This window comes from Solimonas flava DSM 18980, assembly GCF_000426685.1.
GTDB classification, from domain to species: Bacteria; Pseudomonadota; Gammaproteobacteria; order Nevskiales; family Nevskiaceae; genus Solimonas; species Solimonas flava.
In genome coordinates this window covers 395,283-421,957 of sequence record NZ_KE384553.1, presented here as the reverse complement: position 1 = coordinate 421,957, position 26,675 = coordinate 395,283, and the positions used below count along the sequence as shown (strand labels likewise).

The 26,675-nt window shown below is 70.0% G+C and carries 18 protein-coding genes; 11 read left to right on the top strand and 7 right to left on the bottom strand.

Annotated features, from left to right (window positions below):
• Nucleotides 1-10 precede the first annotated feature (10 nt).
• From K343_RS0120005 to K343_RS0119995, 3 genes are all read left to right on the top strand, one after another.
• The gene (locus tag K343_RS0120005; protein ID WP_028009573.1) at nt 11-1,963 is read left to right on the top strand and encodes a S9 family peptidase; all 1,953 of its coding nucleotides are present in this window, start codon (nt 11-13) and stop codon (nt 1,961-1,963) included.
• A gap of 194 nt (nt 1,964-2,157) precedes the next feature.
• On the top strand, nt 2,158-4,263 hold the full coding sequence (locus tag K343_RS23035; protein WP_043113191.1) for an amidohydrolase family protein: 2,106 nt from the start codon (nt 2,158-2,160) through the stop codon (nt 4,261-4,263).
• Between the two features lie 217 nt (nt 4,264-4,480).
• Nucleotides 4,481-5,581 carry a hypothetical protein gene (locus K343_RS0119995; RefSeq protein WP_154662666.1) on the top strand — a complete coding sequence of 367 codons (1,101 nt, stop codon included), beginning with the start codon at nt 4,481-4,483 and terminating at the stop codon, nt 5,579-5,581.
• A gap of 200 nt (nt 5,582-5,781) precedes the next feature.
• Here the strand turns inward: K343_RS0119995 and K343_RS0119990 are convergent, their stop codons facing one another.
• A complete protein-coding gene (locus K343_RS0119990) occupies nt 5,782-7,599 on the bottom strand; it encodes an acyl-CoA dehydrogenase C-terminal domain-containing protein (RefSeq protein WP_028009571.1) in 1,818 nt (605 codons plus the stop codon).
• A 199-nt stretch (nt 7,600-7,798) separates the two neighbouring features.
• Between K343_RS0119990 and K343_RS0119985 the strand changes: the two genes are divergently transcribed.
• On the top strand, nt 7,799-8,209 hold the full coding sequence (locus tag K343_RS0119985) for a DUF488 domain-containing protein (RefSeq protein ID WP_028009570.1): 411 nt from the start codon (nt 7,799-7,801) through the stop codon (nt 8,207-8,209).
• 81 nt (nt 8,210-8,290) lie between these two features.
• Here K343_RS0119985 and K343_RS0119980 read toward each other — a convergent pair whose 3' ends face one another.
• Both K343_RS0119980 and K343_RS0119975 read right to left on the bottom strand, forming a co-directional pair.
• A complete protein-coding gene (locus K343_RS0119980) occupies nt 8,291-10,462 on the bottom strand; it encodes a YjbH domain-containing protein (RefSeq protein ID WP_161628933.1) in 2,172 nt (723 codons plus the stop codon).
• Between the two features lie 118 nt (nt 10,463-10,580).
• Nucleotides 10,581-12,323, bottom strand: coding sequence for an astroprincin family protein (locus K343_RS0119975; RefSeq protein WP_161628932.1), 1,743 nt, complete (start codon nt 12,321-12,323; stop codon nt 10,581-10,583).
• A gap of 404 nt (nt 12,324-12,727) precedes the next feature.
• Between K343_RS0119975 and K343_RS0119970 the strand changes: the two genes are divergently transcribed.
• Both K343_RS0119970 and K343_RS0119965 read left to right on the top strand, forming a co-directional pair.
• Nucleotides 12,728-13,573, top strand: a complete 846-nt coding sequence (locus tag K343_RS0119970) for a D-hexose-6-phosphate mutarotase (protein ID WP_028009567.1) — start codon at nt 12,728-12,730, stop codon at nt 13,571-13,573.
• On the top strand, nt 13,570-14,184 hold the full coding sequence (locus K343_RS0119965) for a 2-hydroxychromene-2-carboxylate isomerase (protein WP_028009566.1): 615 nt from the start codon (nt 13,570-13,572) through the stop codon (nt 14,182-14,184). Before K343_RS0119970 ends, K343_RS0119965 begins: the two co-directional genes overlap by 4 nt.
• Here K343_RS0119965 and K343_RS0119960 read toward each other — a convergent pair whose 3' ends face one another.
• From K343_RS0119960 to K343_RS0119945, 3 genes are all read right to left on the bottom strand, one after another.
• Entirely contained in the window at nt 14,185-14,982 is a 798-nt protein-coding gene (locus K343_RS0119960; RefSeq protein ID WP_051278751.1) for a sterol desaturase family protein, read from the bottom strand.
• A 205-nt stretch (nt 14,983-15,187) separates the two neighbouring features.
• The gene (locus K343_RS0119950; RefSeq protein WP_028009564.1) at nt 15,188-16,714 is read right to left on the bottom strand and encodes a M28 family metallopeptidase; all 1,527 of its coding nucleotides are present in this window, start codon (nt 16,712-16,714) and stop codon (nt 15,188-15,190) included.
• Between the two features lie 93 nt (nt 16,715-16,807).
• On the bottom strand, nt 16,808-18,472 hold the full coding sequence (locus tag K343_RS0119945; RefSeq protein ID WP_084616020.1) for a 3-(methylthio)propionyl-CoA ligase: 1,665 nt from the start codon (nt 18,470-18,472) through the stop codon (nt 16,808-16,810).
• A gap of 132 nt (nt 18,473-18,604) precedes the next feature.
• Between K343_RS0119945 and K343_RS0119940 the strand changes: the two genes are divergently transcribed.
• The 5 genes from K343_RS0119940 to K343_RS0119920 all read left to right on the top strand — a co-directional run bounded on the left by K343_RS0119940 (nt 18,605) and on the right by K343_RS0119920 (nt 25,173).
• On the top strand, nt 18,605-19,063 hold the full coding sequence (locus K343_RS0119940; protein ID WP_028009562.1) for an acyl-CoA thioesterase: 459 nt from the start codon (nt 18,605-18,607) through the stop codon (nt 19,061-19,063).
• A complete protein-coding gene (locus tag K343_RS0119935) occupies nt 19,060-20,199 on the top strand; it encodes a zinc-dependent alcohol dehydrogenase family protein (protein ID WP_028009561.1) in 1,140 nt (379 codons plus the stop codon). Before K343_RS0119940 ends, K343_RS0119935 begins: the two co-directional genes overlap by 4 nt.
• 87 nt (nt 20,200-20,286) lie before the next feature.
• A complete protein-coding gene (locus K343_RS0119930) occupies nt 20,287-21,561 on the top strand; it encodes a hypothetical protein (protein WP_028009560.1) in 1,275 nt (424 codons plus the stop codon).
• Nucleotides 21,551-22,369, top strand: a complete 819-nt coding sequence (locus tag K343_RS0119925) for a hypothetical protein (RefSeq protein ID WP_028009559.1) — start codon at nt 21,551-21,553, stop codon at nt 22,367-22,369. Before K343_RS0119930 ends, K343_RS0119925 begins: the two co-directional genes overlap by 11 nt.
• An 11-nt stretch (nt 22,370-22,380) precedes the next feature.
• A complete protein-coding gene (locus K343_RS0119920) occupies nt 22,381-25,173 on the top strand; it encodes an AAA family ATPase (protein ID WP_028009558.1) in 2,793 nt (930 codons plus the stop codon).
• Nucleotides 25,174-25,209: 36 nt separating this feature from the next.
• Here the strand turns inward: K343_RS0119920 and K343_RS0119915 are convergent, their stop codons facing one another.
• Nucleotides 25,210-26,640: an aldehyde dehydrogenase family protein gene (locus tag K343_RS0119915; RefSeq protein WP_028009557.1), complete on the bottom strand. Its 1,431-nt coding sequence runs from the start codon at nt 26,638-26,640 to the stop codon at nt 25,210-25,212.
• Nucleotides 26,641-26,675: the final 35 nt, after the last annotated feature.

Here is a 26,675-nt window from a genome sequence, read left to right as displayed (position 1 = left end):
GCCATTCGCCATGAAAGCGATCCCGCTCCTCACGCTCCTCGCCGGCCTCGGCCTGTGCACTTGCGCCACGCTGGCGGCCGCCGACGCCGGCGTCGAGCGCCGCGAAGCCGGCAAGCTGGTGTTCGAGAACGTGCCGGAGACGCCGCCGGCGCTGCGCGAGACGCTGCGCCGCTACCAGAACACGCGATCGGCGGTGTTCCAGGACTGGCTCGACGACGGCTCGATGCTGATCACCACGCGCTTCGGCCAGACCGCGCAGCTGCATCGCGTGACGGTGCCGGGCGGCGCGCGCACGCAGCTGACGTTCTTCGACGAGCCGGTCGCCGGCGCGCTGGCGATTCCCGGTTCCGGCAACCGCTTCATCTTCGAACGCGACAGCGGCGGCGACGAGTACTACCAGGCCTATCTGAGCGGCCTCACCGGCGCCGAAACGGCGATCACCGAAGCGAAGACGCGCAACGAGAGCTTCCTCGTCACGGCGGACGGCAAGCTGCTGCTGTGGAGCCGCGTCACGCCGGGCTCGGGCGATTACAGCCTCGAAGCGATGAACCCCGCCGATCCGGCGAGCCGCCGCATCGTCCACGCCGGCCGCGGCGCGATCGCGGCGCTCGATGTCTCGCCGGACGGCCGGCGCGTGCTGTTCACGCGCTATCTCTCGATCACCTCCAGCAAGCTCTACGAGCTCGAACTCGCGTCGCAGGCCGTGCGCGAGATCCGGCCGTCGAAGCGCGAGATCGCCTACGACGGCGGCCGCTACGTCGACGGCGGCCGCAGCATCCTGACGCTGTCCGACGAGGACAGCGACTACCAGCGGCTGGTGCGCATCGATCTGGCCAGCCAGCGGCGCAGCGCGGTGTCGCCCGCGGACCTGCGCTGGAACGTCGAGGCCTTCGAGCTGTCGCGCGACGGCCAGACGCTCGCCTATTCGGTCAACGAAGGCGGCCGCTCGCGCGTCGTCGTCGAGGATCTGCGCACGCGGCAGGCGCTGCCGCAACCGGCGCTGCCGGTCGGCGTGCTGACCGCGCTCAAGTTCGCGCCGGACGGCCGGCGCCTGGCGATCGGCATCAACAGCGCGACCTCGCCCGCCGACATCTGGGTCTGGGACCTCGCCGCGGCGCAGCTGACGCGCTGGACCACGAGCGAGATGGGCGGCCTCGATCCGGCGGCGATGGTCGCGCCGTCGCTGATCGCGTTCCGCTCCTTCGACGGCCGCGAGATCCCGGCCTGGATCACGCGGCCGCGCCGCGACGGCCGCGCACCGGTGATCATCGACATCCACGGCGGACCGGAGAGCCAGGATCGCCCGGGCTTCAACACGCGCCGGCAGTTCTGGGCCAACGAGCTCGGCGCCGCGGTGATCGCACCCAACGTGCGCGGCTCCGACGGCTACGGCAAGGCCTACCTCAAGCTCGACAACGCCGAGAAGCGCCAGGACAGCGTCAGGGACATCGGCGCGCTGCTCGACTGGATCGCGACGCAGCCGGACCTCGACGCCGGCCGCGTCGTCGTCTACGGCGGCTCGTACGGCGGCTTCATGGTGCTGGCCTCGCTGGCCGCGTACAGCGACCGCCTCGCCGGCGCGATCGACATCGTCGGCATCTCCAGCTTCACGACCTTCCTGCAGAACACCGAGGGCTATCGCCGCGACCTGCGCCGCGTCGAGTACGGCGACGAGCGCGATCCGAAGATGCGGAAGATCTTCGCGCAGATCTCGCCGCTGAACCTCAGCGCGCAGATGAAGAGGCCGCTGTTCGTGATCCAGGGCTACAACGATCCGCGCGTGCCCTACACCGAGGCCGAACAGATCGTCGCCAAGGTCCGCGCGCAGGGCATCGTGCCGGCCGACCGCGTCTGGTATCTGCTGGCCCGCGACGAAGGCCACGGCTTCCGCAAGAAGCAGAACATCGACGCGCAGCGCGAGGCTGAAACGCTGTTCCTGCAGCAGCTGTTCGGCGCGCGCTGAAGCGCGCCGCAACGCGCCGCCGGCGACCCTGGCCGGATTTACTACTCGACCGGAGCGGCACCGGCGCCTAAGGTCGCAGGCGTCCGACGGCGCTTCGGGGAGCCGCCGCGGACACGGCGCAGACGACGCCAGCGACGATCCGGCATAGCGGACGCATCGCATCCGACAACGAAGCTCTCCGGGGGAGATGCTTCGTGAAACACCCGGTTCTCTACGCCTGCTGTGCGTCCGCGGTCCTGCTCGCCGCCTGCGGCCACTCCAGTTCCACCAGCGAGGCGCCGGTCGCCAAGGACCGCTACGCACTCGCCAACGGCTGCTTCGTGCTCCGCGACGACGGCAGCGGCCGCTACGTGCAGCGCAGCGGCGATACCTACGCGCTGACGCCGGATGTCGCGCGCGCCGAGCCGTTCTTCTTCAAGCCGACCGCGCTCGGCCGCTACCTGCTCTACGGCCGCGACGCGCACTTCGTCGCGGCGCTGCCGCGCGCGCGCGGCGTCACCGCAGCGGCGAGCGCCGACGAGTCGGCCGACTGGACGATCGACGGCGAGGCACCGCTTTACACGCTGCGCTCCGACGAAGTCGACGCCAGCCTCGTCGCCGGCGAGGCCGGCCTGCAGCTCGCCGACGCCGGCAGCGATTTCCGCTTCGAGGCGGCGCAGGATTGCGCGAGCTTCCCCGAGATCGGCACCAATGCCAGCGGCACGACCTACCGCGGCCGCGGCGTCGGGCAGCCGGTGGTCGGCTTCGCCGACTCGCACCTGCACATCACCGCGACGGATTTCCTCGGCGGCACGCACTACGGCCGGCCGTTCCACCGCTACGGCGTCACCGAGGCGCTGAAGGACTGCGTTGTGCAGCACGGCCCCGCCGGCACGCTCGACCTGGTCGGCAACCTGTACGTCTACACCAACCCGCTGGCGACGCACGAGACGCAGGGCTGGCCGAGCTTCCACGACTGGCCGAGCTGGAAGTCGCTGACCCACGAGCAGACCTACTACAAGTGGCTGGAGCGTGCCTGGCTCGCCGGCCAGCGCCTGACCATCAACTTCCTCGTGCAGAACGAGACGCTGTGCAACATCGAGGCGAACACCGTCGGCCTGTCGCCCGGCGAGAACTGCAACGAGATGGACGCCGCGCGCCTGCAGGTGCAGCAGATCCACGATCTGCAGGATTACATCGACGCACAGGAGGGCGGCCCCGGCAAGGGCTGGTTCCGCCTGGTCGATTCGCCGGCCGCGGCGCGGCGCGTCATCAATGAAGGCAAGATGGCGGTCGTGCTCGGCATCGAGAACTCGCACCTGTTCGACTGCGCGCTGAAGGTCGGCATCCCGCAGTGCGACAAGGAGACGATCGACCGCGAACTCGACGAGTTCTACGCGCTCGGCGTGCGCACGGTGTTCCCGATGCACGAGTTCAACAACGCGCTCGGCGGCAACGGCCTGTTCAACGGCTTGATCCTCAACGTCGGCAACTTCATCGACACCGGCAGCTTCTGGCAGACCTACGACTGCCCGGACCAGCCCTATCTCTATCAGGGCGGCACGAAGATGACCGGCGTGCCGCTGGTGCTGCTCAACGGCAGCGATCCGCTGTCGCTGTTCGTGCAGAACGTGCTGAACGGCTCGCCGGTCGGCCTGCCGGTGTACGACCCCAGCACCAATCAGTGCAACACGCGCACGCTGACCGATCTCGGCCGCTACCTGATCCAGCGCCTGATCGACAAGAAGGTGATGATCGAAGTCGACCACATGGAGCTGAAGATGAAGAGCGAGGTGCTCGACATCGCCGAAGCGCAGACGCCGAGCTATCCGGTGATGTCGAGCCACGGCGGCCACGGCGGCGTCAGCATCGAGCAGGCGCAGCGCATCTTCCGCACCGGCGGCCTGATCTTCGACTACAAGGGCAACGGCCAGGGCTACGTCGAAGCCCTGCAGAAGACCGAGCCGCTGCACGATCCGCGCTATTTCTTCGGCTTCGGCTTCGGCGCCGACACCAACGGCATGGGCACCCAGGCGCGTCCGCGCAACGAACAGAAGAAGGCGCCGGTGCAGTATCCGTTCACGCTGTTCCAGGGACCGGACTGGGGCCCGCAGTTCAACGGCTTCAAGCCGGTCAGTTTCGATCACCAGCAGAGCGGTGAGCGCGTCTACGACACCGACGTCGACGGCTTCGCGCACTACGGCATGATGGCCGACTTCGTCGAGGAAGTGCGCATCGAAGGCGGCAAGCCGGCGCTCGACGCGCTCTACAACAGCGCCGAAGCCTATCTGCAGATGTGGGAGCGGGCCGAGAACCGCTGAGCGCCGCCCGCGCTCAGGAGCCTCGCGCCGCGCCGCCCGCCGGCTCGGCGCGAGGCGGTCGGAGCGGCGGAATGACGTGCGCGCGGCGGCATGCCCGTCGCCCGTCGCCCGTCGCCCGTCGCCCGTCGCCCGTCGCGATATCCGTCACAGATGGGGCCTGCGTCCAGATCTGGCGACCGGAGGCCGGTGCTAGGCTGGAACCTCCTCAGGGGGAAACATGAAGATCCAACATCTGGCCCGTCCGGGCGCCCGGACGATATTGACCGCGGCCCTGCTCGGCCTGCTCGGCGCCTGCGGCGGCGGCGGCAGCGGTGGTGGCAGCGACACGCCGCCGCAGGACGCGGCACTCGATACGCCCGAAGCCGTCGCACGCGCCGCGGCGCTCAGCGTGCCGGGCTACTACCTGCAGTATCTCGCCAGTGCCGGCGCGGCACGCGCGAAGGGCGTGCAGGCAAACCTGGCCCCGCATCTCACCGGCAAGGCGGCCGGCTCGTTCGACTGCACGCTGGGCGGCAACTACACGCAGGATGCGCCGCGCACCCTGGACGTCGCCTCGCCGTTCACCACCGAAGCCCTGCGCGGGACCGAACAGCATTATCACGACTGCATGCAGACGGCGGACGACGGCACCGTCGTCGTCATCAACGGCGACCTGCTGCGTGCCTGCCCGCAAAGCACGACCGACGACGGTCTGAGCTGCGCATACGTCAATGACATCGACGGCTCGGCTCATGCTGCGTCGTACAGCAGCCGCGGCTCGCCGGCCGTTCCCTTCGTGATGACCTACGAAGATGCCGGCACCGGAGCCTTCATCAAGGAAATCCGCAGCCTGACGGCCGTGCAGCACGGCTACAGCGTCGTCGACGCCGATGGGGTCGCCGGCCGTTCGCGATATCAGGCCCTGGGCTACCGGCACACGCTGAGCCGCCAGCGGCTGGCCGACGGCACGGACGCGTCCGCGGAAATGTCGGCCGGCGAAAGCGATACTCCATACAGCTACGAGTGGGTCACCGAACAGAACGGCGCGACGCAGTTCACCTTCCTCGGCCGCGAGACGATGAATGGCGACGGCTGCGAGCTCGGCACCTACAGCGTGCAGACCGTGCAGCCCATGCGCTACACCACCGACCCGGAAACCGGCGAAGTGATCGACGCCAGCGGCGGTGTCATCGACATCGGCCAGGACGGCAAGACCGCGCGGCTGACGATCAATGCCGACCGCTCGGTGACGGTGATCGACAGCCGCAACCACAGCACGACGTACGCGACGCCGGCCGCGTTCGAGGCGGCACTCGGCGACTGCGCCCGCTACCGCTGAGCCGGCTGCGTCGGCGGAGAGGCGGCGACGTGCTCGGCGGGCGCTACGAACGCCGCACGGCATCCGGCGCCGGCGTTGCCGCTCGCACTGGCGAGCGGCCGGCATAAAAAAACAGGGCGCCTCGCGGCGCCCTGTCGGTTCTCCCCCAGCACTCCCCAACAGATGCGGTCGCGGCCGTAGCGGCCGCACCGGCGTTCGCTTCACTCGAAGACGAAGTGCTCGACCGGCAGCTTGGTCAGCGACTTGCTCGGCTTGATCATCGAGCTGGCGTGGCCCTTGGCGCGCGGCAGCAGATGGTCGAAGTAGAAGCGCGCGGTGGCGATCTTGGCCTTGTAGAACTCCGGCTTCTCGTCGCCGCCTTCCGCGAGCTTCTTGCTGGCGACCGCCGCCTGCAGCGCCCAGAAGTACGCCATCGTCACGTAGCCCGAGTACATCAGGAAGTGATGGCTGGCGGCGCTGACGACGTCGCGATCCTTGCGCGCCGTGAGCATGATGCGCATCGTCAGCAGGTTCCACTCGGCGGCGTACTTGGCCAGTGCCGTCGCGTAGCGGCGCATCTTGGCATCGCGCATGTGCTCGACGGCGAACTTGGCGATCATCGACGTAAACTCGCGGACCGCGCCGCCGCGGGTCATGATCAGCACCTTGCGGCCGAGCAGGTCGAGCGCCTGGATGCCGGTCGTGCCTTCATAGAGCGTCGAAATGCGCGCGTCGCGCGCGATCTGCTCCATGCCGTGTTCCTTGATGTAGCCGTGGCCGCCGAACACCTGGATGCCCTGGTTCGCGGCTTCGAGGCCCATCTCGGTAAGGAAGCCCTTCATGATCGGCGTGAAGAAGCCGAGCTTGTCGTCCCAGTGCTTGTACTTCTTCTGGTCGCCTTCGATGATACCGTTGGTCATGTGGTCGGCATACTGGGCGGCGAAGTAGATCATCGCCCGGCCGCCTTCGGCGAAGGCCTTCTGCGTCAGCAGCATGCGGCGCACGTCGGCATGATGGATGATCGCGTCGGCGACCTTGTCCGGCTCCTTCTTGCCCGACAGCGCGCGCATCGAGCGGCGTTCCTTGGCGTAGGCCAGCGCGCCCTGGAACGACAGCTCGGCGTGGCAGACGCCCTGGATCGCGGTACCGATGCGCGCGGTGTTCATGAACGTGAACATCGCCTCGAGGCCCTTGTTCGGCTCGGCGATCATCCAGCCGGTCGATTCCTCGAAGTTGAGCACGGCGGTCGCCGAGGCCTTGATGCCCATCTTGTGCTCGATCGCGCTGCAGACGACCTGGTTGAACTCGCCGACCGCGCCGTCCGCCGTCGGGCGGAACTTGGGCACGATGAACAGCGAAATGCCGCGCGTGCCGGCCGGCGCGTCCGGCAGGCGCGCGAGCACGACGTGAATGATGTTCTCGGCCAGATCGTGCTCGCCGGCGGAGATGAAGATCTTGGTGCCGCTGATCTTGTAGCTGCCGTCGGCCTGCGGCTCGGCCTTGGTCTTGACCTGGCCGAGGTCCGTACCGCACTGCGGCTCGGTCAGGCACATGGTGCCGGTCCAGCGGCCTTCGGTCAGCGGCGGCATGTAGAGCGCCTTCAGCTCGTCCGAGGCGTGCTGCATGATCGTGTTCATGGCGCCGAGCGACAGGCCCGGATACATGTTGAACGACCAGTTGGCGGTGCCCATCATCTCGGTCTTGAACAGGCCCATCGACATCGGCATGCCCTGGCCGCCGTACTCGGTCGGGTGCGACAGGCCCTGCCAGCCGCCGGCGACGTACTGCTCGTACGCTTCCTTGAAGCCCTTCGGCGTCGTGACCTTGCCGTCCTGCAGGCGGCAACCTTCCTCGTCGCCCGGCAGGTTCAGCGGCGCCAGCACTTCCTCGCAGAACTTGGCGCCTTCTTCGAGGATCGCCGCCACCGTCTCGGGATCGGCGTCCTTGCCGTTCGACAGCGACGCGTAGTGCGCCGGGTAGTCGAAGACTTCGTTGATCAGGAAGCGCATGTCGCGCAGTGGAGCTTTATAGGCAGGCATTGGGGATTACCGATAAGGAACGGCGCGGATTGTGGCGGTGCAACATCGACCCGCCATTGGCCTGAATGACTGCGGCTGCAGGCAGTTGCGCACAGCCGCCGGCACCACGACCGGCAGTCGGCCGGCGCCCGCCGTCCGCCTGGATTCCGCTGCCCGCGCGCGGCATGCTGGCGCCCCTCCCAGCCTCGGTAACCGCGCCATGAGCCTCAGCATCGTCCGCCTCGGCACGCCGCGCCGCGCCGGCGAGGGCCTGCGCATCGGCACCGTGCGCCGCCCGCCGCGCGGCGTCGCCAAGGCCGATTTCGCCCGGCTCGACTGGTACGACGTCTGGCTGCCGATCCTGGCGCCGAGCGAGGCCCTGGTGAAGCAGGCGCGCGCCGCCGCGGACGCCGCCGCCTGGGCACGCTTCATGCGCCAGTACCGGCGCGAGATGGCGGCCCCCGACGCCGCACGCACGCTCGACCTGCTGGCGGCGCTGTCGCAGCACACCGATCTGGCGGTCGGCTGCTATTGCGAAGACGAAAACCACTGCCACCGCAGCGTGCTGCGCGAACTGCTCGCCGCGCGCGGCGCCAGGATCGCAGCTGCCCCGGACGACCCTCGTCCCTGACCGAGGCCGGCGCGGCTTCCGGAGCGCCTCGCGGTTCAGATCGCCGTGCGCCGCTGCGCGACGCCCCCTCGAAGCAGCCCGCTATTGCGCCACCTCGCCGTTCCAGCGCCGGTCGGCCTCGCGCAGGCGCGGCAACTGCGAGAGCACATAGGCCTGCGACCAGCGGCCGTTGTTGGCGTAGACCTTTTCCAGCGCGAAGTCGCCGCGCGGCTCCGACACCAGGTCGGGAAACAGGGGATTGCCGCCTTCGACATTGATCGTCGTGCGGATCTGATTGTTCCAGGCCTCGTTGCCGCGCAGCGTCAGACGTCCCCAGCTTCCCGCGCGACGCGGCGACAGCGGCAGGCGGATACGCAAGCCGACGAAGTCCTGCGCCGTGTGCTGCACGAACAGGGACACGCGCACGTCGCCGAAGTCCCGATACAGCTCGGCGCTCGGGCCGTAATCGTCGTGCAGGTAACGGCCGTAGCTGACACGCAGACCGGTCCGCCAGTCCGGCAACTGCAGGTCGTAGGTGCCGACCGCCAGCGAGCGGGTTTCACGATCCGCATGGTCGCGCCCGTAAGCCGCGCGCAAGGACAGCGTGCCGAACTCTTCATCGGGCATCCACCGCCACTCCGCCACGCCGCCGTCGAAATGGCGCGCGATGCGCCCCGCTCCGACCAGGGCGATGCCCTGCGCGTGCGGCACGAACGCCTGATACAGCATGGCGCTCTGCAGACCGCCCTGCAGGCCGTAGGGGTCGAACACGCCGCCGTCGTCGAAGGTCTTGTCTTCGATCGGCGAGGTGAAGCCGACGACGTTGGCCGTCGCGCCGCGCCACAGCGGCAGGCGCAGGTCTCCCGCAAGCGCAGCCGAATAGCCGAAGGACGTGACTTCGGTGCCGAGGAAATAGGCATAGCGCGGATACACGAGCAGATCGACGGCGCGCCTGCCGCCGCTCACGTAGGCGGCGTCCGCCGGCGTCGCCTGGCTCTCGACAGCCCGATACAGATCCACGGTCAGCACCGGCCACGGCAGTTGGTCATAGGGCAGGCGCTGCGAACAGTCCTTGGCATTCAGGAAGCGGCGAAAGTCGACTGCGCGACTGCCGAACGTGCCGAGCGGAACGCCGTCGCGCCGGAGCACCAGCGTCAGGCGCGTGGCGGCGCATCCGGCCTCGCGGGCCATGAGCCCCAGCGCGACGCCGAGCGCATCGACTTCGTTGTTGCGGAAGACGCTGTTCTCGATGTCCGCCTGCAGATCCGCCCCACTGGCCCGCACCGACACGCGCGAAAAGCCCGCCCGGCGCAGCGCCGCCTGCAGTCGTGCGGCCGCCTGCCGGTTCAGGTCCGCGGCGTCCGGCGCAGGAACCGGCGCTGCGGGCACCGGCGCAAGCACAGGCGCAGGCGCAGGCGGCGGCATGGCGGCGGCGACCGGCGGCGCGACATCGCGGTGCGACACCGACGGCGGAGGACGGGAGCCCGGCAGATAGACGAGAACACCAAAGTGGGTTGACCAGCGCGACGCGTCGCTGCGGTCGGTGTAGAGCACGCCGCCGTGAACCTGCAGGGCGTCGCGCCATACCGGCGAGGCCCAGCGCAGTCCGCCCTGCACGTGCTCGGTGTCGTATTCGGCGCTCGTCGAGAACCCCCAGGGCAGGCGCAGGCCCACTCCGCCGAAGACTCCGTCGAGCCGTTCCGGCCCGTTGCCATAGCCGGCGGTCAGCGACAGCGGCCCCAGCCGGTAACTGGCCAGTGCGTAACGGCTGCGAAAGAACGGCACGGAGCCGCCGAAATCGTCCGCACCGATCGCCAGCTGCGGCCACGAGGCGGGAATGCCCGGCACCCGCAGCTTGGCGCCGAAGGACAGATCGCGCAGCGACCACTGCGAGGTGCCGAGGCGATCCGCGAGGTTGTACTGGCCGCTGACCTCCAGCCCTTCGAACAGGCCGATATCGGCGTAGTACCGCTGCATATGCCAGCTGTCGTCGCTGACGGCAGGATCCGTATAGCGCACCAGACCGGCGGCGATCGCGCCTTCCGGCAGCGTCGAAGCGGTCGGCACATTGAGCAGGCCGGTGACGCCCGCCAGATTCGGCAGACTATCCGAGTCCTCCCCGTCCGCCGCCCGCGCCCCGCCGCCAAGCAGCAGCAGAAGGAAAGACATGGCATGCGCCAGTCGCCGCGTGCGCGCGAAGCGTCGGTTGATCACCTGTTGTCCCGGCACTTTTCGATGAAAAGACGCGCCAAGCCCGAGTTCCTGCGTAGACACCGGCCAGCCGGCGCTCCGGAAAGCGCGCCGTTCACCCCGGTGCTGACCGCTATGCACCGGGGCGAACGGCAGGAATCAGCGCAGGTCCATGCCCGAGGCTGAAGTCTTCCCGTCGGCCTCAGCCGCCACCGCCGGTCCCGGTGACGGGGCGGCAGCTCATCGGGAAGACGACTTCCGGCACCGTGGTCGTCTGGCCCTGCACGGTCGTGATCCCGCTCACCGTCTTCATGTCACCGCGCGGCGAATAAACGTAAGCCTCGTAGGTGGACGGTGAAGACAGCACTGCGAGCGTCCCAGTCGCGCTGGCCCCGCTGCCGGTCGTGTACAGCGAACCGCCGTAGCCGTAGCTCGTGTAGGTGTAGGTATAGGTCCGCCCACCGTAGGTGTACGTGTAGGTGCCGATTTGCGGCTGCCCCCGCACGTAGATCCACGACGGCAGCGCCCGCTTGGTCGACGCGATGATGTTTCCCTGCTTGTCGACGCAGGCTTCGGCCGTCGAGAAAGCGAGCGCGGTCTGGTTCGGCGGCGTGAGATTCAGCACGACTTGCGCGGCGCAGAGATTGTTGACGGTCGTCGAGCCGAGAACGGTGCCGTCCGCACTCCGCGCGGTGATGGTCATACGCTTGTTGCGCGGCGCGAGGTAGATCGGAAACACCGGCTGGTCGAAGGTCGCGTAGCCGCTGGAGAGATAGCCATTGGCCGGATCGAACTGCGCCGAGAGATAGACCGTCATCCCGCTCTTGAGACCATTCACGCGAATGCTGGCCGTGCACGTGTCCGAGCCTTTCCAGTCCATGTTCCAGTACGACAGATGCGTGGTCTGGAACGACAGCACGAAGCTGCCATCGGCGTTCTGCGCCGTGACCGTGCCCGTCCCCTCGCCAGCCCACATGCCGGCATCCTCCTCGTAGCTCCAGATCGGCAGCGTGTCACCGACCTTGACCGCCTCACCGGTGTCCTCGTTGACGATGCCAGCCGGCAGCGTGATCGTCGCCGTGACCGGCGCACTGAACTGCTTGATCGGTTGACCTGCCGAGTCGGTGAGGTTGAAGGCCACAAAGCCGCCGGAAACGAAGAATCCCTCGCCCGCGCCTTCGACATTGACGGCAAAACCGCCGGGAAACGCCTCCAGCGCCTCGGGAGAAGCGGCGGAGAAACTGACCACCGAAGCCGTGATCGGGCCATCCGCGGCGGGCGTGCCGTCGGCGCGCTTCAGCGTGACCGTCGTCGGAATCTGCAGCGTCGCGCCGCCGACGACCTTGCCGGTGTCGTCCTTGGTCGGCGTTTCGAGCGTCAGCGCTGTGTTCAGCTTGCCGCCGGTGGCGGAAACATCGTCGCGCACCGCACCGCTGACGCCCGAGGGTGCATGCGCCACGGCGCCGGTGCCATCCGTCTCCAGCTTGACCATCACCACGCGGATTTGGCGCGTCTCGGTCGACGCGATCCGTACCACCAGGCCCGTGGTCAGATAACCGGCGCCGGAAACGACGGCGTTGAATTCGATCGGCGCGTCCTCGCTCGGCATCGCTCCTGCTTTGAGCGAAAGCGGCAGCAGGCCGCTGCTCGTGCTCTGCGGACTGGAAACGGCTGCGCCGACCTGGGTCAGCAGCTCATCGGCGTCGGCGCCCGAGAAACTGATGCTCATGGGGGCTTCGACCAGACCGTTGCTGTCGACGATCTCGAAAGTCAGCGGCGTATTGGCCGCCGCTGCCGGCGGATCGACCGGCTCCACGACGGTTGGCGGTTTCGATCCTCCGCCGCCACCGCAGGCGGTGACGACGATGCCGATGGCGAACGCGGCGATGACAGCCGACCCGATGGAGCCTTGCTGAGACAGCAAGCGATCAAGAACTCGGTTCATGAGAATCCCCCTGAACTGCATACACCTGCCGCCGGTGCCCACCACCGGCATTCGAGCAGGCGTGGCCCGACTATTCGGGCAAGGCCCCATGCGCGCACATCCCCCGAACTGGTTAGATCTGAAAACAAACTGAGAACTTTCTCTATTCAGGGCGGTACTTTTTCAAAAAAATGTCACATCCGGATGCTTTCTATTTCGATTATCACGAATTTGCTCAAATATGGTACGTCTGCAAGAACGATGGCGATGACCGAAGATGGGAATTCATCGCATTCATCGAAAAGCCCCTGATCAGGCGGAACTCCGATCGCGTGCCCGATGCCCGTCGACCGCGTTCCGCTGTGGCAGCCAGACAGGCACAATGCGCCGCATGAAACTGCTCGCGCACCCGGCACGCTGACGCCATGAGCGCGCCCGTCGTCCCCACTCTTGAACTGCGCGCCGCCGACGGCGCGCGTGCGCTGATCTCGCCGCATGGCGCGCAGCTCTGCGCGTGGCAACCGGCGCGCGGCGGCGAGCGCCTGTACCTGAGCGGCCGCACGCAGGCCGGTCCCGGCCGGGCGATCCGCGGCGGCGTGCCGCTGATCTTTCCGCAGTTCGCCGCCGAGGGGCCGCTGCCGAAGCACGGTTTCGCACGCGATCGCGAATGGCGCCTCGCCGCGCACGGCCGGCGCGACGATGGCCGCGCATATTGCGCGTTCACGCTGCGCGACGACGCCGCGACCCGCGCGCTCTGGCCGCATGCGTTCCAGACCGAGCTGACGGTCGAGCTGCAAGGCGACGAAATCGAGATGGCGCTGGCAGTCGTCAACCTCGGCGGTGCGGCGTTCACGTTCACCGCGGCGCTGCATACCTATCTGCGCGTCGCCGACATCGCCGCGGCGCGCGTGCTCGGCCTGCAGGGCCTGCATTACCGCGACGCGGCCCGCGGCGAGCGCGGCCATGGCGAGCCGGGCCGCGTCGAGGCACGCGCGGCGCTGGCGATCGACGGCGAGGTCGACCGCATCTACTTCCACGCGCCGACGCAGATCGAGCTGCGCGACGGCGACGCGCGCCTGCTCGTGCAGAACCGCAATTTCCCCGACCTCGTGGTCTGGAACCCGGGGCCGGCCAAAGCCGCCGCGCTCGCCGATCTCGATCCGGACGGCTGGCGCCGGATGCTGTGCCTGGAGGCGGCGGCGATCGGCCAGCCGCTGCACCTGGCACCGGGCGCACGCTGGCAGGCCGCGCAGCGGCTGGTGGCCGCATGAGCGCGACGCACAGCGGCACCGCGCGCGTCGAATTCTGGTTCGAGTTCGCCAGCACTTACTCCTATCCGGCGGCGATGCGCGTCGGGGCGGCGGCGCGGGCCGCCGGCGTCGCGCTCGACTGGAAGCCGTTCCTGCTCGGCCCGATCTTCCAGCGCCAGGGCTACGAGAGCTCGCCGTTCCTCGCCCACGCCGACAAGGGCCGCTACATGTGGCGCGACGTCGAGCGCCTGTGCGCCAAGCACGGCCTCGCCTGGCGGATGCCGAGTGCGTTTCCGCGCACCGGCGTGCTCGCCGCGCGCGTCGCCTGCAGCCACGTCGACGCGCCGTGGCTGCCGGATTTCGTGCGTGCGATCTACACCGCCAACTTCGCCGAGGATTGCGACATCGGTACACCGGCCGCGGTGCGCGACGCGCTGGTCCGCGCCGGCGTCGCCGATCCGGACGCGGCGCTCGCGTTCGCGCAGCGCGACGACGAAAAGCCGAAGCTGCGCCGCAACACCGAAGCGGCGCAGGCGCGCGGCATCTTCGGCGCGCCGAGCTTCGTCGTCGGCGCAGAACTGTTCTGGGGCAACGACCGGCTCGAGGACGCGCTCGACTGGGCGCGACGCTAGCTAACGCCGCAGCGGTTGCAGCAGCAGCGCGCGCAGACCTTGCGCGTCCGGCTCGCGAAACTCCGGCAGGCCGATCGGCATCCATTCGTGCCCGCCGCGCGGCTGCGCGCAATGGCTGCCGAACAGGCGGTCCCAGCCCGAGAAGATCGTCCCGAAGTTGCGGTTGCCCTCGTCGAACTCGACCGAGTGGTGCACGCGGTGCAAATCGGGCGTCACGAACAGCACGCGCAGCGCACGGTCGACTCGCAGCGGCAGGCGCAGGTTGGCGTGCACCAGCAGCGCCGCGGCACCGGTCACCGCCTCGAACGCGAGCACGCCGGACGGCGGCGCGCCGAGCAGCACGATCGCCGCCCATTTCCACAGCGTCGCGACCAGCAGTTCGGCCGGATGAAAGCGCAGCGCGGTGGTGGCGTCGAATTCGATGTCGCTGTGGTGGACACGGTGCAGGCGCCAGAGCCAGGCCGGACCGTGCATCGCGCGGTGCTGCCAGTACATCGCCAGATCGAGCGCGACGACGCTGAGTCCGATCTGCAGCACCGCCGGCAGCGGCAGCAGCGCGAACAGGCCGAGGCCCTGCGCGCGCGCCCAGGCCGCAACGCTGATCGAGGCGACCGGCAGCGCCGCGAGCACCAGCCCCGCGCAGGCCAGCAGCGCGACGTTCCGCAGCCAGCGCCGCCCGCGCCGCGGCCGCCGCCGCGGCCACAGCGATTCCGCCGTCAGCAGCGCGCCGAGCGCGAGCGCCGTCGCGCCCAGGCGGACGAGCTGCGGATCGGCGAACGGGGTATGCGGCAGCGCCATCGCGCCGTTCTAGGCGCGGCGGCGTGAACGGCCGGTGAATCGGCGGCGCGCCGGACCGCCGATGAAGAAGGTTTCATTCGCGCGCGCAGCTCCGGCTGCAGGCGTCGCGGCCGGAGCGGCGCATCGCAGCGCCGGTCAGGAACCAGCGCCCGCCCGCCGGGATCGGCGGGAAGAGCATGCTGCGCCGCCGGCCCCAGCGGGGAACTTACTCGGCGCACTCCCAGAACGGCGCCTCGCCGCCGGCGCCGAGCGCCGCGGCCAGCGCGTTGGCGCGCCGCAGCGCGTCCGGATCGGTCTGCAGCAGCGCGGCGACCGTGTCGCGGAACGCCACCGCCATCGGCCCGAGCGCCTCGCGCGCGATCTGCGTGTCGTCGTCGGCCGCGGTGTGGAAGTACGGATTGGTGCCGTTCATGCCGACCGTCGGAATACCCTTGGCGTACGGCGCGCGGTTCTCGCCGGGAATGAACAGTGACGGCGGGAACGCGTAGTAGGGCTTGAGCACCGGATCGGCGAACGCGGGGTCAGCGGCGTCGTGCAGGAGCCTGTTCTCGGAGATCGCCAGCGTGCGCGCGACCGACAGCTTGCCGGTCGCCTGCGGTTCGCCGTCGAGGCCGTCGCGATAGCCGGGATAGACGAGCCCCGAACCGAGATGGATGTAGGCCATGATCTGCTCGGCCGGCAGGCACGACAGGTAGCGGTCGACGCCGACCGCGTAGATCTCGTGGCCGCCGGTGCCGACGAAGTCGATCGTGTACGGCAGCGGGCCATTGTTGCGGGCCAGCTCGGCGAAGTAGCGCGCCATGTAGACGAGGATGCCGACGCCCGGCGCGCGCTCGCCGCCGACGTTGAGCCAGCCGTTGATCGGTGTGCCGACGACGATGACATGCGAGGGATCGGCGCCCGGCAGGCGCGCGACGACGTTCTGACTGCTGCCGTCGGCGGGGTCGGCGACGACCGTGACGCGCGCCGTGCGGCCGGCCCAGCCGGCGATGCGCTCGCCGTCCTGCTTGCCGACGATCAGCGTCGGCAGCGCGCGCGAGCCGTTGCGGATGTCGTAGTTCTGCGCGGCGATCAGATTGGCCGGCGCGTCGGTGGCGACGATCGCGGCGATCGCGCCCTTGTCCTGGATCTGCTGCAGGCGATCGTCGGACTGCCCGGCCTCGGCGTTCAGCGTCAGCGAGATCTTCAGGTACGCGACCTTGCCCTGCAGGCTGCCGGCGAGCAGCTGCGACAGCAGGCTGCCGTCGCCGAGATCGACGATCGCGCCGGAAACGCCGCCCACCGGCGTGGTGCCACGGTAGTACCAGGGGAATGCCGGAACCGATACGGCGCCGGCGTCGGTGTCGACGCGCAGATCGTAGGCGCGCGGCCGGAAGCCGGGAATCGCGAAGGTCTGCAGGCGCACGCCGCTGAGCCCGTCGGTCGCCGCAAGCTGCGCACGCAGCCATTCGGCAACGGCCTTGCCGAGCGTCGAACCCGAACGCGGCCCGCGCAGGCACTTCCACGGTTCGGCCGCGGCGTCGGACGTCAGGCACTCGTCGAACTTCGGCGAGTGCTCGACGACATCCAGGTAAGCGCGCGCAGCCGCCCAGGCCTCGGCATCCGGCGTGCCGACCGGCCCGTCGACCACCGTGCCGTCCGGCGACGACGAACTGCCGCCGCAGCCGGCCAGGATCGCCAGCACCACGCCGCCGACCAGATTGCGCACCGCGCGCCGCTGCTTCGCCCTCATGTCTTCCCCCTGTTGCGCCGCGCTGCCGCGGCCCGTCCGCACGCTAGCACGCGGCGCGTGACAGCACGATGGTAACGACGGCCCTGCCCGGCCTCAGCCGCCCGCTGCGCCCGGCAGGCGATGGTCGCGGAACTGTTCGCGCAGCTGCAGCTTGGAGATCTTGCCGGTCGCGGTCAGCGGCAGCTGCTCGACGAAGACCACGTCGTCCGGCGTCCACCACTTGGCGATCTTGCCCTCGTACCAGGCCAGCAGTTCCTCGCGGCTCGGCTGCTGGCCGGTCTTCGGCACGATCACCAGCAGCGGCCGCTCATCCCATTTCGGATGGGCGACGCCGATCACCGCCGCCTGCGCGACGGCCGGATGCGCGCAGGCCAGGTTTTCGAGTTCGATCGAGCCGATCCACTCGCCGCCGGACTTGATGACGTCCTTGGCGCGGTCGGTGATCCACAGATAGCCGTCGGCGTCGATGCTGCCGACGTCGCCGGTCGGGAACCAGCCGTCGCGCAGCGTCGGCGCGCCGACGTTGAAGTACTGGCCGACCACCCAGTGGCCGCGCACCAGCAGTTCGCCGACCGCCTCGCCGTCGTTCGGCAGCGTGCGGCCTTCCGCGTCGACGATCTTCATCTCGACGCCGAACGGCGGCCGGCCCTGCTTGGCGGCGAGCGCGCGCCGGGCCTCGTCGCCGAGGCCGCCGTGCTTGAGCTTCTCGCGGTTGTAGACGCCGAGCGGCGACAGCTCGGTCATGCCCCAGGCGTGGTCGATCTGGACGCCGTAGTCGCGCGCGAAGGTTTCCATCAGCGCCGGCGGCGCCGCCGAGCCGCCCATCACGCCGCGCTTGAGCGTCGTCGGCTTGCGGCCGGTCTTCTGCAGATGCTGCAGGATGCCCTGCCAGACGGTCGGCACGCCGCCGGTGAACGTCACGCCCTCGGCCTCGAACAGCTCACACAGGCTCGGCCCGTCGAGCGCGGCGCCGGGCAGCACCAGCTTGGCGCCGACCATCGGCGCCGAGTACGGAATCGTCCAGGCGTTGACGTGAAACATCGGCACCACCGGCAGGATGCAGTCGCGCGCCGAGAAGCCGAACACGTCCGGCAGGCAGCTCGCGTAGCAGTGCAGCAGCATCGAGCGGTGCGAGTAGAGCACGCCCTTCGGATGGCCGGTGGTGCCGGAGGTGTAGCACAGCGCGCTCGCCGCGCGTTCGTCGAACTGCGGCCAGGCGTAGTCGTCGTCCTCGGCGGCGAGCAGATCCTCGTAGCAGCCAAGCCGCGGAATCGCCGCCTGCGGGCGGTGCGCGGCGTCGCTCATCGCCACCCAGTGCCGCACCGCCGGGCACTGCGGCGCCAGCTTCTCGATCAGCGGCGCGAACGTCAGGTCGAAGAACACGACACCGTCCTCGGCGTCGTTGATGATCCAGGCGATCTGCTCGGGAAACAGCCGCGGGTTGACGGTGTGCAGCACCGCGCCGCTGCCGGAGATCGCGTAGTACAGCTCGAAGTGGCGATAGCCGTTCCAGGCCAGCGTCGCGACCCGCTCGCCGGGCCGCACGCCGAGCCGGGCCAGCGCCTTGGCCATGCGCCGCGCACGGCGCGCCGCGTCGGCGTAGGTATAGCGATGCAGGCGGCCGTCCTCGATCGTGCGCGAGACGATCTCGGTGTCGGCGTGGTAGCGCTCGGCGTGCGCCAGCAGCGCCGACACCAGCAGCGGCTGGTCCATCATCTGTCCGGGCAGTTGCCCCGGCAGACCGGCGGTCAGGGACATGGTTTCTCCTCGTCGTTTTGTTCTGGGTGCCGCAGCCGCGATTCTTCCCGATCGCCGCGGCGATGGGAATCGTCCGTCCGGCGCGGCCGAGCGCGTACACTGCGCAGCAAAAATCCGGGGAAGGAGTCCGCCATGAGCAGCCCGTCGAGCAGTCGTGCGCCGCGCAGCGCCTATCCGCACTTCCTGCGCATCACCACGCGCTGGAAGGACAACGACGTCTACGGTCACGTCAACAACGTCGAGTATTACAGCTACTTCGACACCGTCATCAACCACTATCTGATCACCTCCGGCGGGCTCGACATCCAGCGCGGCGCGCTGATGGGCCTGTGCGCCGAATCGAGCTGCCGCTACTACGACTCGCTGGTGTTCCCGGACGCCATCGACGCCGGCCTGCGCGTCACCCATCTCGGCAGTTCGAGCGTGCGCTACGAGATCGGCCTGTTCCGCGAAGGCAGCAAGGCGCCGGCCGCCGAAGGCTGGTTCGTGCACGTGTTCGTCGACCGCGTGACGCGCCGCCCGTCGGCGCCCGGCGGCCAGCTGCGCGAGGCGCTGGCGCGCCTCGTCACCGCCTACGGGGCGCACGCGTGAAAGTGCGCGCGGCGGTGCTGCGCGAGATGGGCCGCGCCGCGCCGTACGCCGACTCGCGGCCGCTGACGATCGAGACGCTGGAGCTCGACCCGCCGGGCCCCGGCGAACTGCTGGTGAAGATCCGCGCCGCCGGCCTCTGCCATTCCGACCTGTCCGTGATCGACGGCTCGCGGCCGCGCGTGCTGCCGATGGTGCTCGGCCACGAGGCGGCCGGCGAGGTGCTGGCGATCGGCGCCGATGTGCGCGACTTCGCCCCGGGCGACGCCGTGGTCTTCTCGTTCGTGCCGGTCTGCGGCCATTGCGCCTACTGTGCCGAGGGCCGCGCCGCGCTGTGCGAGCCGGGGGCGCGCGCCAATACCGCCGGCACGCTGCTGTCCGGCGCGCAGCGCTGGCATGCCGACGGCGCGCCGCTGCACCATCATCTCGGCGTCTCGGCCTTCGCCGAGGCGACGGTCGTCTCGGCGCGCTCGGCGGTGAAGATCGGCACGCCGGGCGAGCCGCGGCCGGACTGGGCGATCGCCGCGCTGTTCGGCTGCGCGGTGATGACCGGCGTCGGCGCCGTCGTCAACACCGCGCGCGTCGCGCCGGGCGACAGCGTCGCGATCTTCGGGCTCGGCGGCGTCGGCCTGGCGGCGCTGCTCGGCGCGGTCGCCGCCGGCGCCGAGCCGCTGATCGCCGTCGACGTGCTGCCGGCCAAGCTCGAACTGGCGCGCAGCCTCGGCGCCACGCACACGATCCTGGCAACCGAGCCGGACGCCATCGCCCGCCTGCGCGAGCTGACGCGCGGCGGCGTGCGCTACGCGATCGAAACCGCCGGCAGCGAGGTGGCACTGGCCGCCGCCTACGCGGCGACGCGGCGCGGCGGCACCACCATCACTGCCGGCCTGCCGGACCCGTCGCGCGAATTCCGCGTGCCGGCGGTCAGCCTGGTCGCCGAGGAGCGCACGGTGAAAGGCTCGTACATGGGCTCGGCAGTGCCGGCCCGCGACCTGCCGCGCTACCTCGCGCTGCACCGCGCCGGGCGCCTGCCGATCGAGCGCCTGCTGACCCATCGGCTCGGGCTGGACGACATCAACGCCGCCTTCGACCGCCTGGCGCGCGGCGCGGCGGTGCGCCAGGTCATCGAATTTCCGTGACGCAGCGCTAGCCGGAGCCGCCCGGACCCGGAAGCGCGCGCCGCGTCAAGACTGTTGTCGCGGCAAGCCATCGCTACACTTGTCCGGATGCGTCCCGACCTTACCGAAGACCGCCTCGCCGACTGGTTCCAGTCCGGCGTCGAGCCGGCCGACGTCCCTGCCCTGCATGCGCTGGGCGGCGCCCGTCCGACCCTGCAGGCACTGATCGCGCTGTTCACCGGCACCGAAGCCGCCGTGATGATCCGCCTGCTCGTGCTGCACGAGCTGGCGGCGCGCGCCGAGCCGTTCGTCAGCGCCGGCGAGCTGCGCCAGCAGTTCCCGTACCTCGACGAAGGCAAGCTCGAACACCTGATCGGCCGCCTGCGCGTGCATGGCCTGCTGGCCTGGGACTCGGAAACCTCGCGCTACGGCGTCAGTCCGCTCGGCCGCATGGCGGTCGCCGCGCTCGCCGCGCTGCTCAAGTTCGGCGAGGAGGGCGAGGATCTCGGCTACCTGGCCGCGCAGGTCGCCGGCAGCGGCGCGCTCGGCACGCTCGCCAAACCGGAGCTGCAGCACCTGCTGGCGCGTCTGCTGGAGCTGAAGGACGAGTTCGAGCGCGCGATCCTGTCCGGGTCGGAATCGCGCATCCGCGCCGCCGAAAGCAAGCTCGCCGCGGCCTGGACCTGGGTCGACAAGGGCAGCGACGTGCTGCGCGACATCACCGACGGCGACGCGCTCGACGGGCCGACGCACCGCCTCGCGCAGCGCATCGGCCAGGTGCAGAGCGAGCTGCTGCGCATGAGCGGCGCCTTCCAGCGCGCGCTCAACCAGCTGGAAAAGCAGAAGGTGCATCTCGGCGCCAGCGGCCTGTCGTCCTCGGACGTCAACGCCTGGCTGCGCGGCCTCGGCCAGGAACGCCTCGCCGGCCTGCTGCACGGCGCGATCAGCCCGGTGCCGGACTTCGCGTTCGCGCTCGGCGACATCGCGCTCGACGTCGCCGAGTTCGAGCTGGTCGACAAGCTGCGCCCGGAGAAGCTCGACGCCACGCTGCCGCCGGCCAGCGAGGCGCCGCAGGGCGACGTGCACCTGGAGCCGCCGGACTACGCCGAACTGGAGCGCTGGCTCGGCGATCTGCGCGTCGCACCGGACGGCTGGCCGCTGCACGAGGCCGTGCCGCTGCGCGACTACGAACTGTCGAGCTATCGCCTGTCGCTGCTGGCGCTGCTCGGCGACCGCGAGTCGGCGTCGCTGGCCGGGCCGGTCGCAGACCTGGCGCGTATCGATCGGCGCCTGAAGGTGCGCGACGACATCATCAAAGTGGGACGTGACGGCGTCGCCGAAATGAGCGCCGGACACCTGGAGGCTTCCCCGCGTGGAACGTGAGCTGCAAACCCTGGTCGCGCGCCTGTCCGCGCACCGCGTGCTGTCGCGCAAGGACCCGATGGTCCGCAAAGCGCTGACCGACGATCTCTTCTACAACGCGCTCAGCGAGCGTCTGGCGGCCTGCGGCCTCGAATTCGTCGAGCATCCGTACGCCGACCACGTCACCCTGCGCATCCGCCGCGAGTTCGAGCAGCCGGTATTCGGCAGCGACGACGCCTGGCTGTCGAACAACCTCGAACTCAAGCGCGACCAGATCGCGCTGCTGGTCGTGCTGTGGGCGCTGCTGATCCTGCCCAAGCGGCAGCGCCAGATCGAGCGGCAGACCGAACTCGAACGGCTGCGCCAGTCGGAAATGTTCGCCGAGGCCAAGCCGATCCCGACCGCCGCCGAGCTCGGCATCAACGTCGCCGAAGCGACGCTGCTCGCCGATTTCGGCGAGCGCCTCGGCGGCCGCACGCGCATCAAGAATTTCGGCCTGCCGGTGCTGTCGCGCCTCGGCTTCATCGAGCGCCGCGACGGCCGCATCTACGAAGGCCCGCTGCTCGACCTCGTGCTCGACTACAAGCGCATGGCCGAGCGCATCCTCAACGGCACGCTGTCCGAGCTGTTCGGCGGCGCCGCCAACGACGGCGACGACGAGCTACCGCCGCCCGCCAACGACGACGTCGCGGACACGCCGCCCGGCGTCGAACTCGACGCCGACGCCGACGCCGACATCGCCGACGAATTCAGCGCCGGCGAACCCGGCGCCGACGACGCCGGTGGCACGGCCCCTGCCGCGGCCGACGCGCCGCGCCACGACGACTAGACCAGAACCCGATGTTCAGCTTCCACAAGATCGAAATCGTCCACTGGGACTGGTGGGAACGCTTCACGCTGCCGCTCGACGCCAACATCGTCACCGTCGTCGGGCCGAACGGCTCGGGCAAGACGACGCTGCTCGACGCGCTGCGCACGCTGCTGGCGATCAACTGCTCGCAGGGTCGCGACTACAAGCGCTACGTGCGCCGCGCCGATCGTCCGTCGGCGTGGCTGCGCGCGACGGTCTCGAACCCGCGCCGCAGCAACGGCCAGCTGGCGTTCTGGCCGATCACCGACGAGACCGTCACGCTGTTCTGCCGCATCCGCAAGAAGGGCGGCGACTGGGAACGCAGCTACGGCATCGGCGCCGGCGACGTGCCGGTCGAGGTCGCCGAGAGCAGCGAGGCGGTGACCTGGATCGGCGTGCGCCAGTATGAATCGCAGCTCGAAAACGCCGGCCTGACGCGCGCGATCAAGCGCGTGCTGGCGCTCGACCAGGGCCACACCGACAAGCTCTGCGAATACTCGCCGCGCCAGCTGCTCGACCTCGTGTTCGACGTGTTCGGCGATCAGGAAGTGCTCGACAACTATCAGAAGGCGCGCGAGGACCAGCTGGCCTGCGCACGCGAACTCGACGAGCTCAAGACCCAGCTCGCGCGCCTGCACACCCAGCTGCAGGCCGCCGAGGCCGACGTCAACTCGTACCGCGAGTACGAGCGCCTGCTCGGCGAACTCGCCGATCTCACCGGCCAGTGGCTGCCGCGCCTGCAGCTCGCCGAGCTGCTCGACAGCCTGCGCGGCGGCCGCGCCCAGCTGCTCGGCAAGCGCCGCGAAGTCGCCGAACTCGGCGCCCAGCTCGCACGCCTCGCCGACGAGCATGGCGCGCTGGTCCGCGAGCGCGAAGACACCGAGGCCGCCGAAGCCGACAGCAAGGCGCAAATGGAAAGCCTGCAGAAGCAGGAGCGCCAGATCGAACGCCCGCTCGGCAAGGCGCAGGCCGTGCTCGAACAGCGCAAGCGCCTGCTCGACCAGCTCGCCGAACAGGCCGAGGGCCTCGACACCGAAGCCGCGCTGCGCGAACAGGAAAAGCTCGGCCGGCGCCGCTACGAGCTGCAAGGCCAGATCGACGGCGTCGACCGCGAGATCGGCGAGCTGCAGGCGCGCATCGCCGCGCTCGACAGCGGCCGGCGCCCGGAGCCGCGCGAAGTCAGCGCGTTCTCGCAGGCGCTGCGCGACGCCGGCATCGCGCACTGCATGCTCGGCGACATCGTCGAGATCACCGACGACACCTGGCAGCTCGCGGTCGAATCGGTGCTCGCCGGCGTGCGCCATCTGGTGCTGCTCGAAAAGCCCGGCGACCGCGCCGCGGCCTGGCGTCTCGGCGAGCAGCACCGCTATCGCCATTACGTCGTGCCCGATCGCGCGCCGGCACCGCTGCCGCAGCGCGGCTCGCTGCTCGAATGCGTGCGTTTTCACGCCGATCCGCCGGTGTGGCTGGCCAAGCTGCTCGACGGCATCCAGCGCGTCGACAGCACCGAGGACGGCGCGCGCCTGCCGGAGAGCCAGTCGTGGATCACGCCGCGCGCCTATCAGCGCGAGCGCCGCGGCGGCCGCGACATCAGCGTCGTCGACGTGCACTTCGGTCGCAATGCGGTCGCCGATGCGCGCCGCCGCCTCGAAGAGCTGAAGGACCAGCGCGAAGGCCTGCGCGAGGCGCTGGCGCTCGCCACGCGCAAGCTCGCCGACGTGCAGTCGGCGCTGGCCGGCGTCGACGCCACGCGCGAGATCGCGGCGCGCGCGCCGGAATTCGAGGCCGCCGAAGCCGAGGCCGCGCGCCTCGCGCAGGAACTCGAGGACATCAGCGCGGCGCGCGCCGCAGCGGCGGCGCGCTACTACGAGATGTCGCAGGCCTTGCACCGCCTCACCTCGCGCCACGACCGCACCGAAGAGGCCTTGCAGAAGACGCGCGTCCGCCAGCAGCAGCTGCAGGCCGAGTTCGAGCAGTCGCGCCGCGCCTACGCCGCGCACGTGCTCGAATGGCGGCGCCTGCGGCGCGGCAAGCCGGCCGACTGGCGCAGCGCGGCGGCGATGGCGGAGGCCCGCGCCCGCTACGACTCCAGCGGCGCGGTCGAACGCGAGATGGAGCGCCTGCACCGGCGCCGCGACGACGGCCGCTGGAACACCGACGCCAACTGCGTCGCGATCCGCGACAAGCTCGATGCCGAGCATCGCCAGCTCGAATCGCGCATCAGCGACCAGGACGTGCATCTCGAACGCGCGCGCAGCAGCACCGACCGCGCGCGCAGCCAGTACATCGGCGTGCTGCGCGCGACGGTGCGCCGCTATGCGCAGAACCTGCGCCACCTCGGCGCGCTGGCCGGCATTGACGTCGAAGTCGAGCCGCCGCAGCTGACCAATGACGACCTCACGCTGTCGCAGGCACGCCTCGAAGTGCAGTTCAACTTCGACCAGAAGGGCATGATCGGCCTCAACGACGGCGAGGCGTCCGGCGGCCAGCAGGTGATGAAGTCGATGATCCTGCTCGTCGGCCTGCTGATGGACGAGGACCAGAGCGGCGGCTTCGTGTTCATCGACGAACCGTTCGCGCACCTCGACATCTTCAACATCGACAAGGTCGGCGCCTTCCTGCAGGCGACGCGCGCGCAGTACATCGTGACGACGCCGAATACGCACAACGTCAACGTCTTCAAGCCGTCCGGCCTGACGCTGGTCACGCAGAAGAAGCGCGGCACGACGAAGTACGCACCGCCGATCGCCTTCCTGCGCCGCGACACCGCGCCGGCGCACTGAGCCAGCCGCGCCGCCGGGCAGCCGGCCGCGCGCCGCTCAGTCCGGCGAGCGCACGACCAGCAGGCGCGGCTCGGTCAGGTGCTCGATCGCGTAGGCCACGCCTTCGCGACCGAGCCCGGACTGCTTCACGCCGCCGTAGGGCATGTGATCGACGCGGAAGCTCGGCACGTCGCCGATCACGACGCCGCCGACTTCGAGGCGGTTCCAGGCCTTCTCGATGCGGCCCAGGTCGCGCGTGAACACGCCGGCCTGCAGGCCGTAGTCGCTGGCGTTGACGGCATCGAGCGCGGCGTCGAAATCGTCGAACGCGGCGAGCATCGCGACCGGGCCGAACGCCTCCTTCGCCGACAGCTCGCAATCGGCCGGCACGTTTTCGAGCAGCGCCGGCGACAGCATCGCCCCGCGCCGCTCGCCGCCGCACAGCAGCCGCGCGCCGCGCTGCAGCGCCGCGCCGATCCAGCGCTCGAGCCGCTGCGCCTCGGACTCGGCGATCATCGGCCCGATGAAAGTGTCCTCCTGCTTCGGATCGCCGCACTTGAGCGCGCGCACCGCGGCCGTCAGCTTCTCGCGCAGCGCCGTGTACAGCGAGGCGTGCGCGTAGATGCGCTGCACGCTGATGCACGACTGTCCGGACTGGTAGTAGGCGCCGAACACGAGGCGCGACACGACGAAATCGAGATCGCTGCCCTCGTCGACGATGCAGCCGGCGTTGCCGCCGAGTTCGAGGATCACCGGCTTGCGTCCGGCGCGCGCCTTCATGTCCCAGCCGACCGCCGGCGAGCCGGTGAACGACAGCAGCTTGAGGCGCTCGTCGCGGACCAGCGCGTCGGCGTCCGCCGCCCGGCACGGCAGGATCGAGAACGCGCCGGCCGGCAGCGCGGTTTCGGCGAGCACCTCGCCGATCAGCAGCGCGCCGACCGGCGTCGCGCTCGCCGGCTTGAGCACGAACGGGCACCCGGCGGCGATCGCCGGCGCGATCTTGTGCGCGGCGAGGTTCAGCGGAAAGTTGAACGGACTGATGAACGAAACCGGGCCGATCGGCACCCGCTTGAGCAGCGACCAGTAGCCTTTCGCGCGCGGCCCGATGTCGAGCGGCCGATAGTCGCCATGCTGGCGCACCGCTTCGCCGGCGGCATAGCGGAAGGTCTCGATCAGGCGCGTGACTTCGCCGCGCGCATCGCGGATCGGCTTGCCGGCTTCGACGCACAGCGCCTGCGCGAATTCCTCGGCGCGCGCCTCGAAGCGCCGCGCGCAGTGTTCGAGCACCGCCTGGCGCTCGTAGGCCGGCCATTCGGCCATCGGCCGCGCAGCGGCGGTGGCCGCGGCGATCGCCTCGTCGAGCAGCGCCGCGTCGGCGAGCGCGACGCGGGTCGCCAGCGCGCCGGAGTACTTGTCGCTGACGTCCAGCGTCCGCCCGCTTTCACGCGGGCGATTGGCGAGATAGAGCGGATAGTGGGACTTGAGCACGCGCGTTCTCCAGCCGACGTCGGGGACCGCGACCT

Coding starts and splice junctions, on each gene's coding strand:
- K343_RS0119985 (WP_028009570.1), top strand. CDS start 7,799: ATGAGCCTCAGCATCGTCCGCCTCGGCACGCCGCGCCGCGCCGGCGAG.
- K343_RS0119995 (WP_154662666.1), top strand. CDS start 4,481: ATGAAGATCCAACATCTGGCCCGTCCGGGCGCCCGGACGATATTGACC.
- K343_RS0119990 (WP_028009571.1), bottom strand. CDS start 7,599: ATGCCTGCCTATAAAGCTCCACTGCGCGACATGCGCTTCCTGATCAAC.
- K343_RS0119940 (WP_028009562.1), top strand. CDS start 18,605: ATGAGCAGCCCGTCGAGCAGTCGTGCGCCGCGCAGCGCCTATCCGCAC.
- K343_RS0119945 (WP_084616020.1), bottom strand. CDS start 18,472: ATGTCCCTGACCGCCGGTCTGCCGGGGCAACTGCCCGGACAGATGATG.
- K343_RS0119950 (WP_028009564.1), bottom strand. CDS start 16,714: ATGAGGGCGAAGCAGCGGCGCGCGGTGCGCAATCTGGTCGGCGGCGTG.
- K343_RS0120005 (WP_028009573.1), top strand. CDS start 11: ATGAAAGCGATCCCGCTCCTCACGCTCCTCGCCGGCCTCGGCCTGTGC.
- K343_RS0119960 (WP_051278751.1), bottom strand. CDS start 14,982: ATGGCGCTGCCGCATACCCCGTTCGCCGATCCGCAGCTCGTCCGCCTG.
- K343_RS0119970 (WP_028009567.1), top strand. CDS start 12,728: ATGAGCGCGCCCGTCGTCCCCACTCTTGAACTGCGCGCCGCCGACGGC.
- K343_RS0119920 (WP_028009558.1), top strand. CDS start 22,381: ATGTTCAGCTTCCACAAGATCGAAATCGTCCACTGGGACTGGTGGGAA.
- K343_RS0119965 (WP_028009566.1), top strand. CDS start 13,570: ATGAGCGCGACGCACAGCGGCACCGCGCGCGTCGAATTCTGGTTCGAG.
- K343_RS0119975 (WP_161628932.1), bottom strand. CDS start 12,323: ATGAACCGAGTTCTTGATCGCTTGCTGTCTCAGCAAGGCTCCATCGGG.
- K343_RS0119930 (WP_028009560.1), top strand. CDS start 20,287: ATGCGTCCCGACCTTACCGAAGACCGCCTCGCCGACTGGTTCCAGTCC.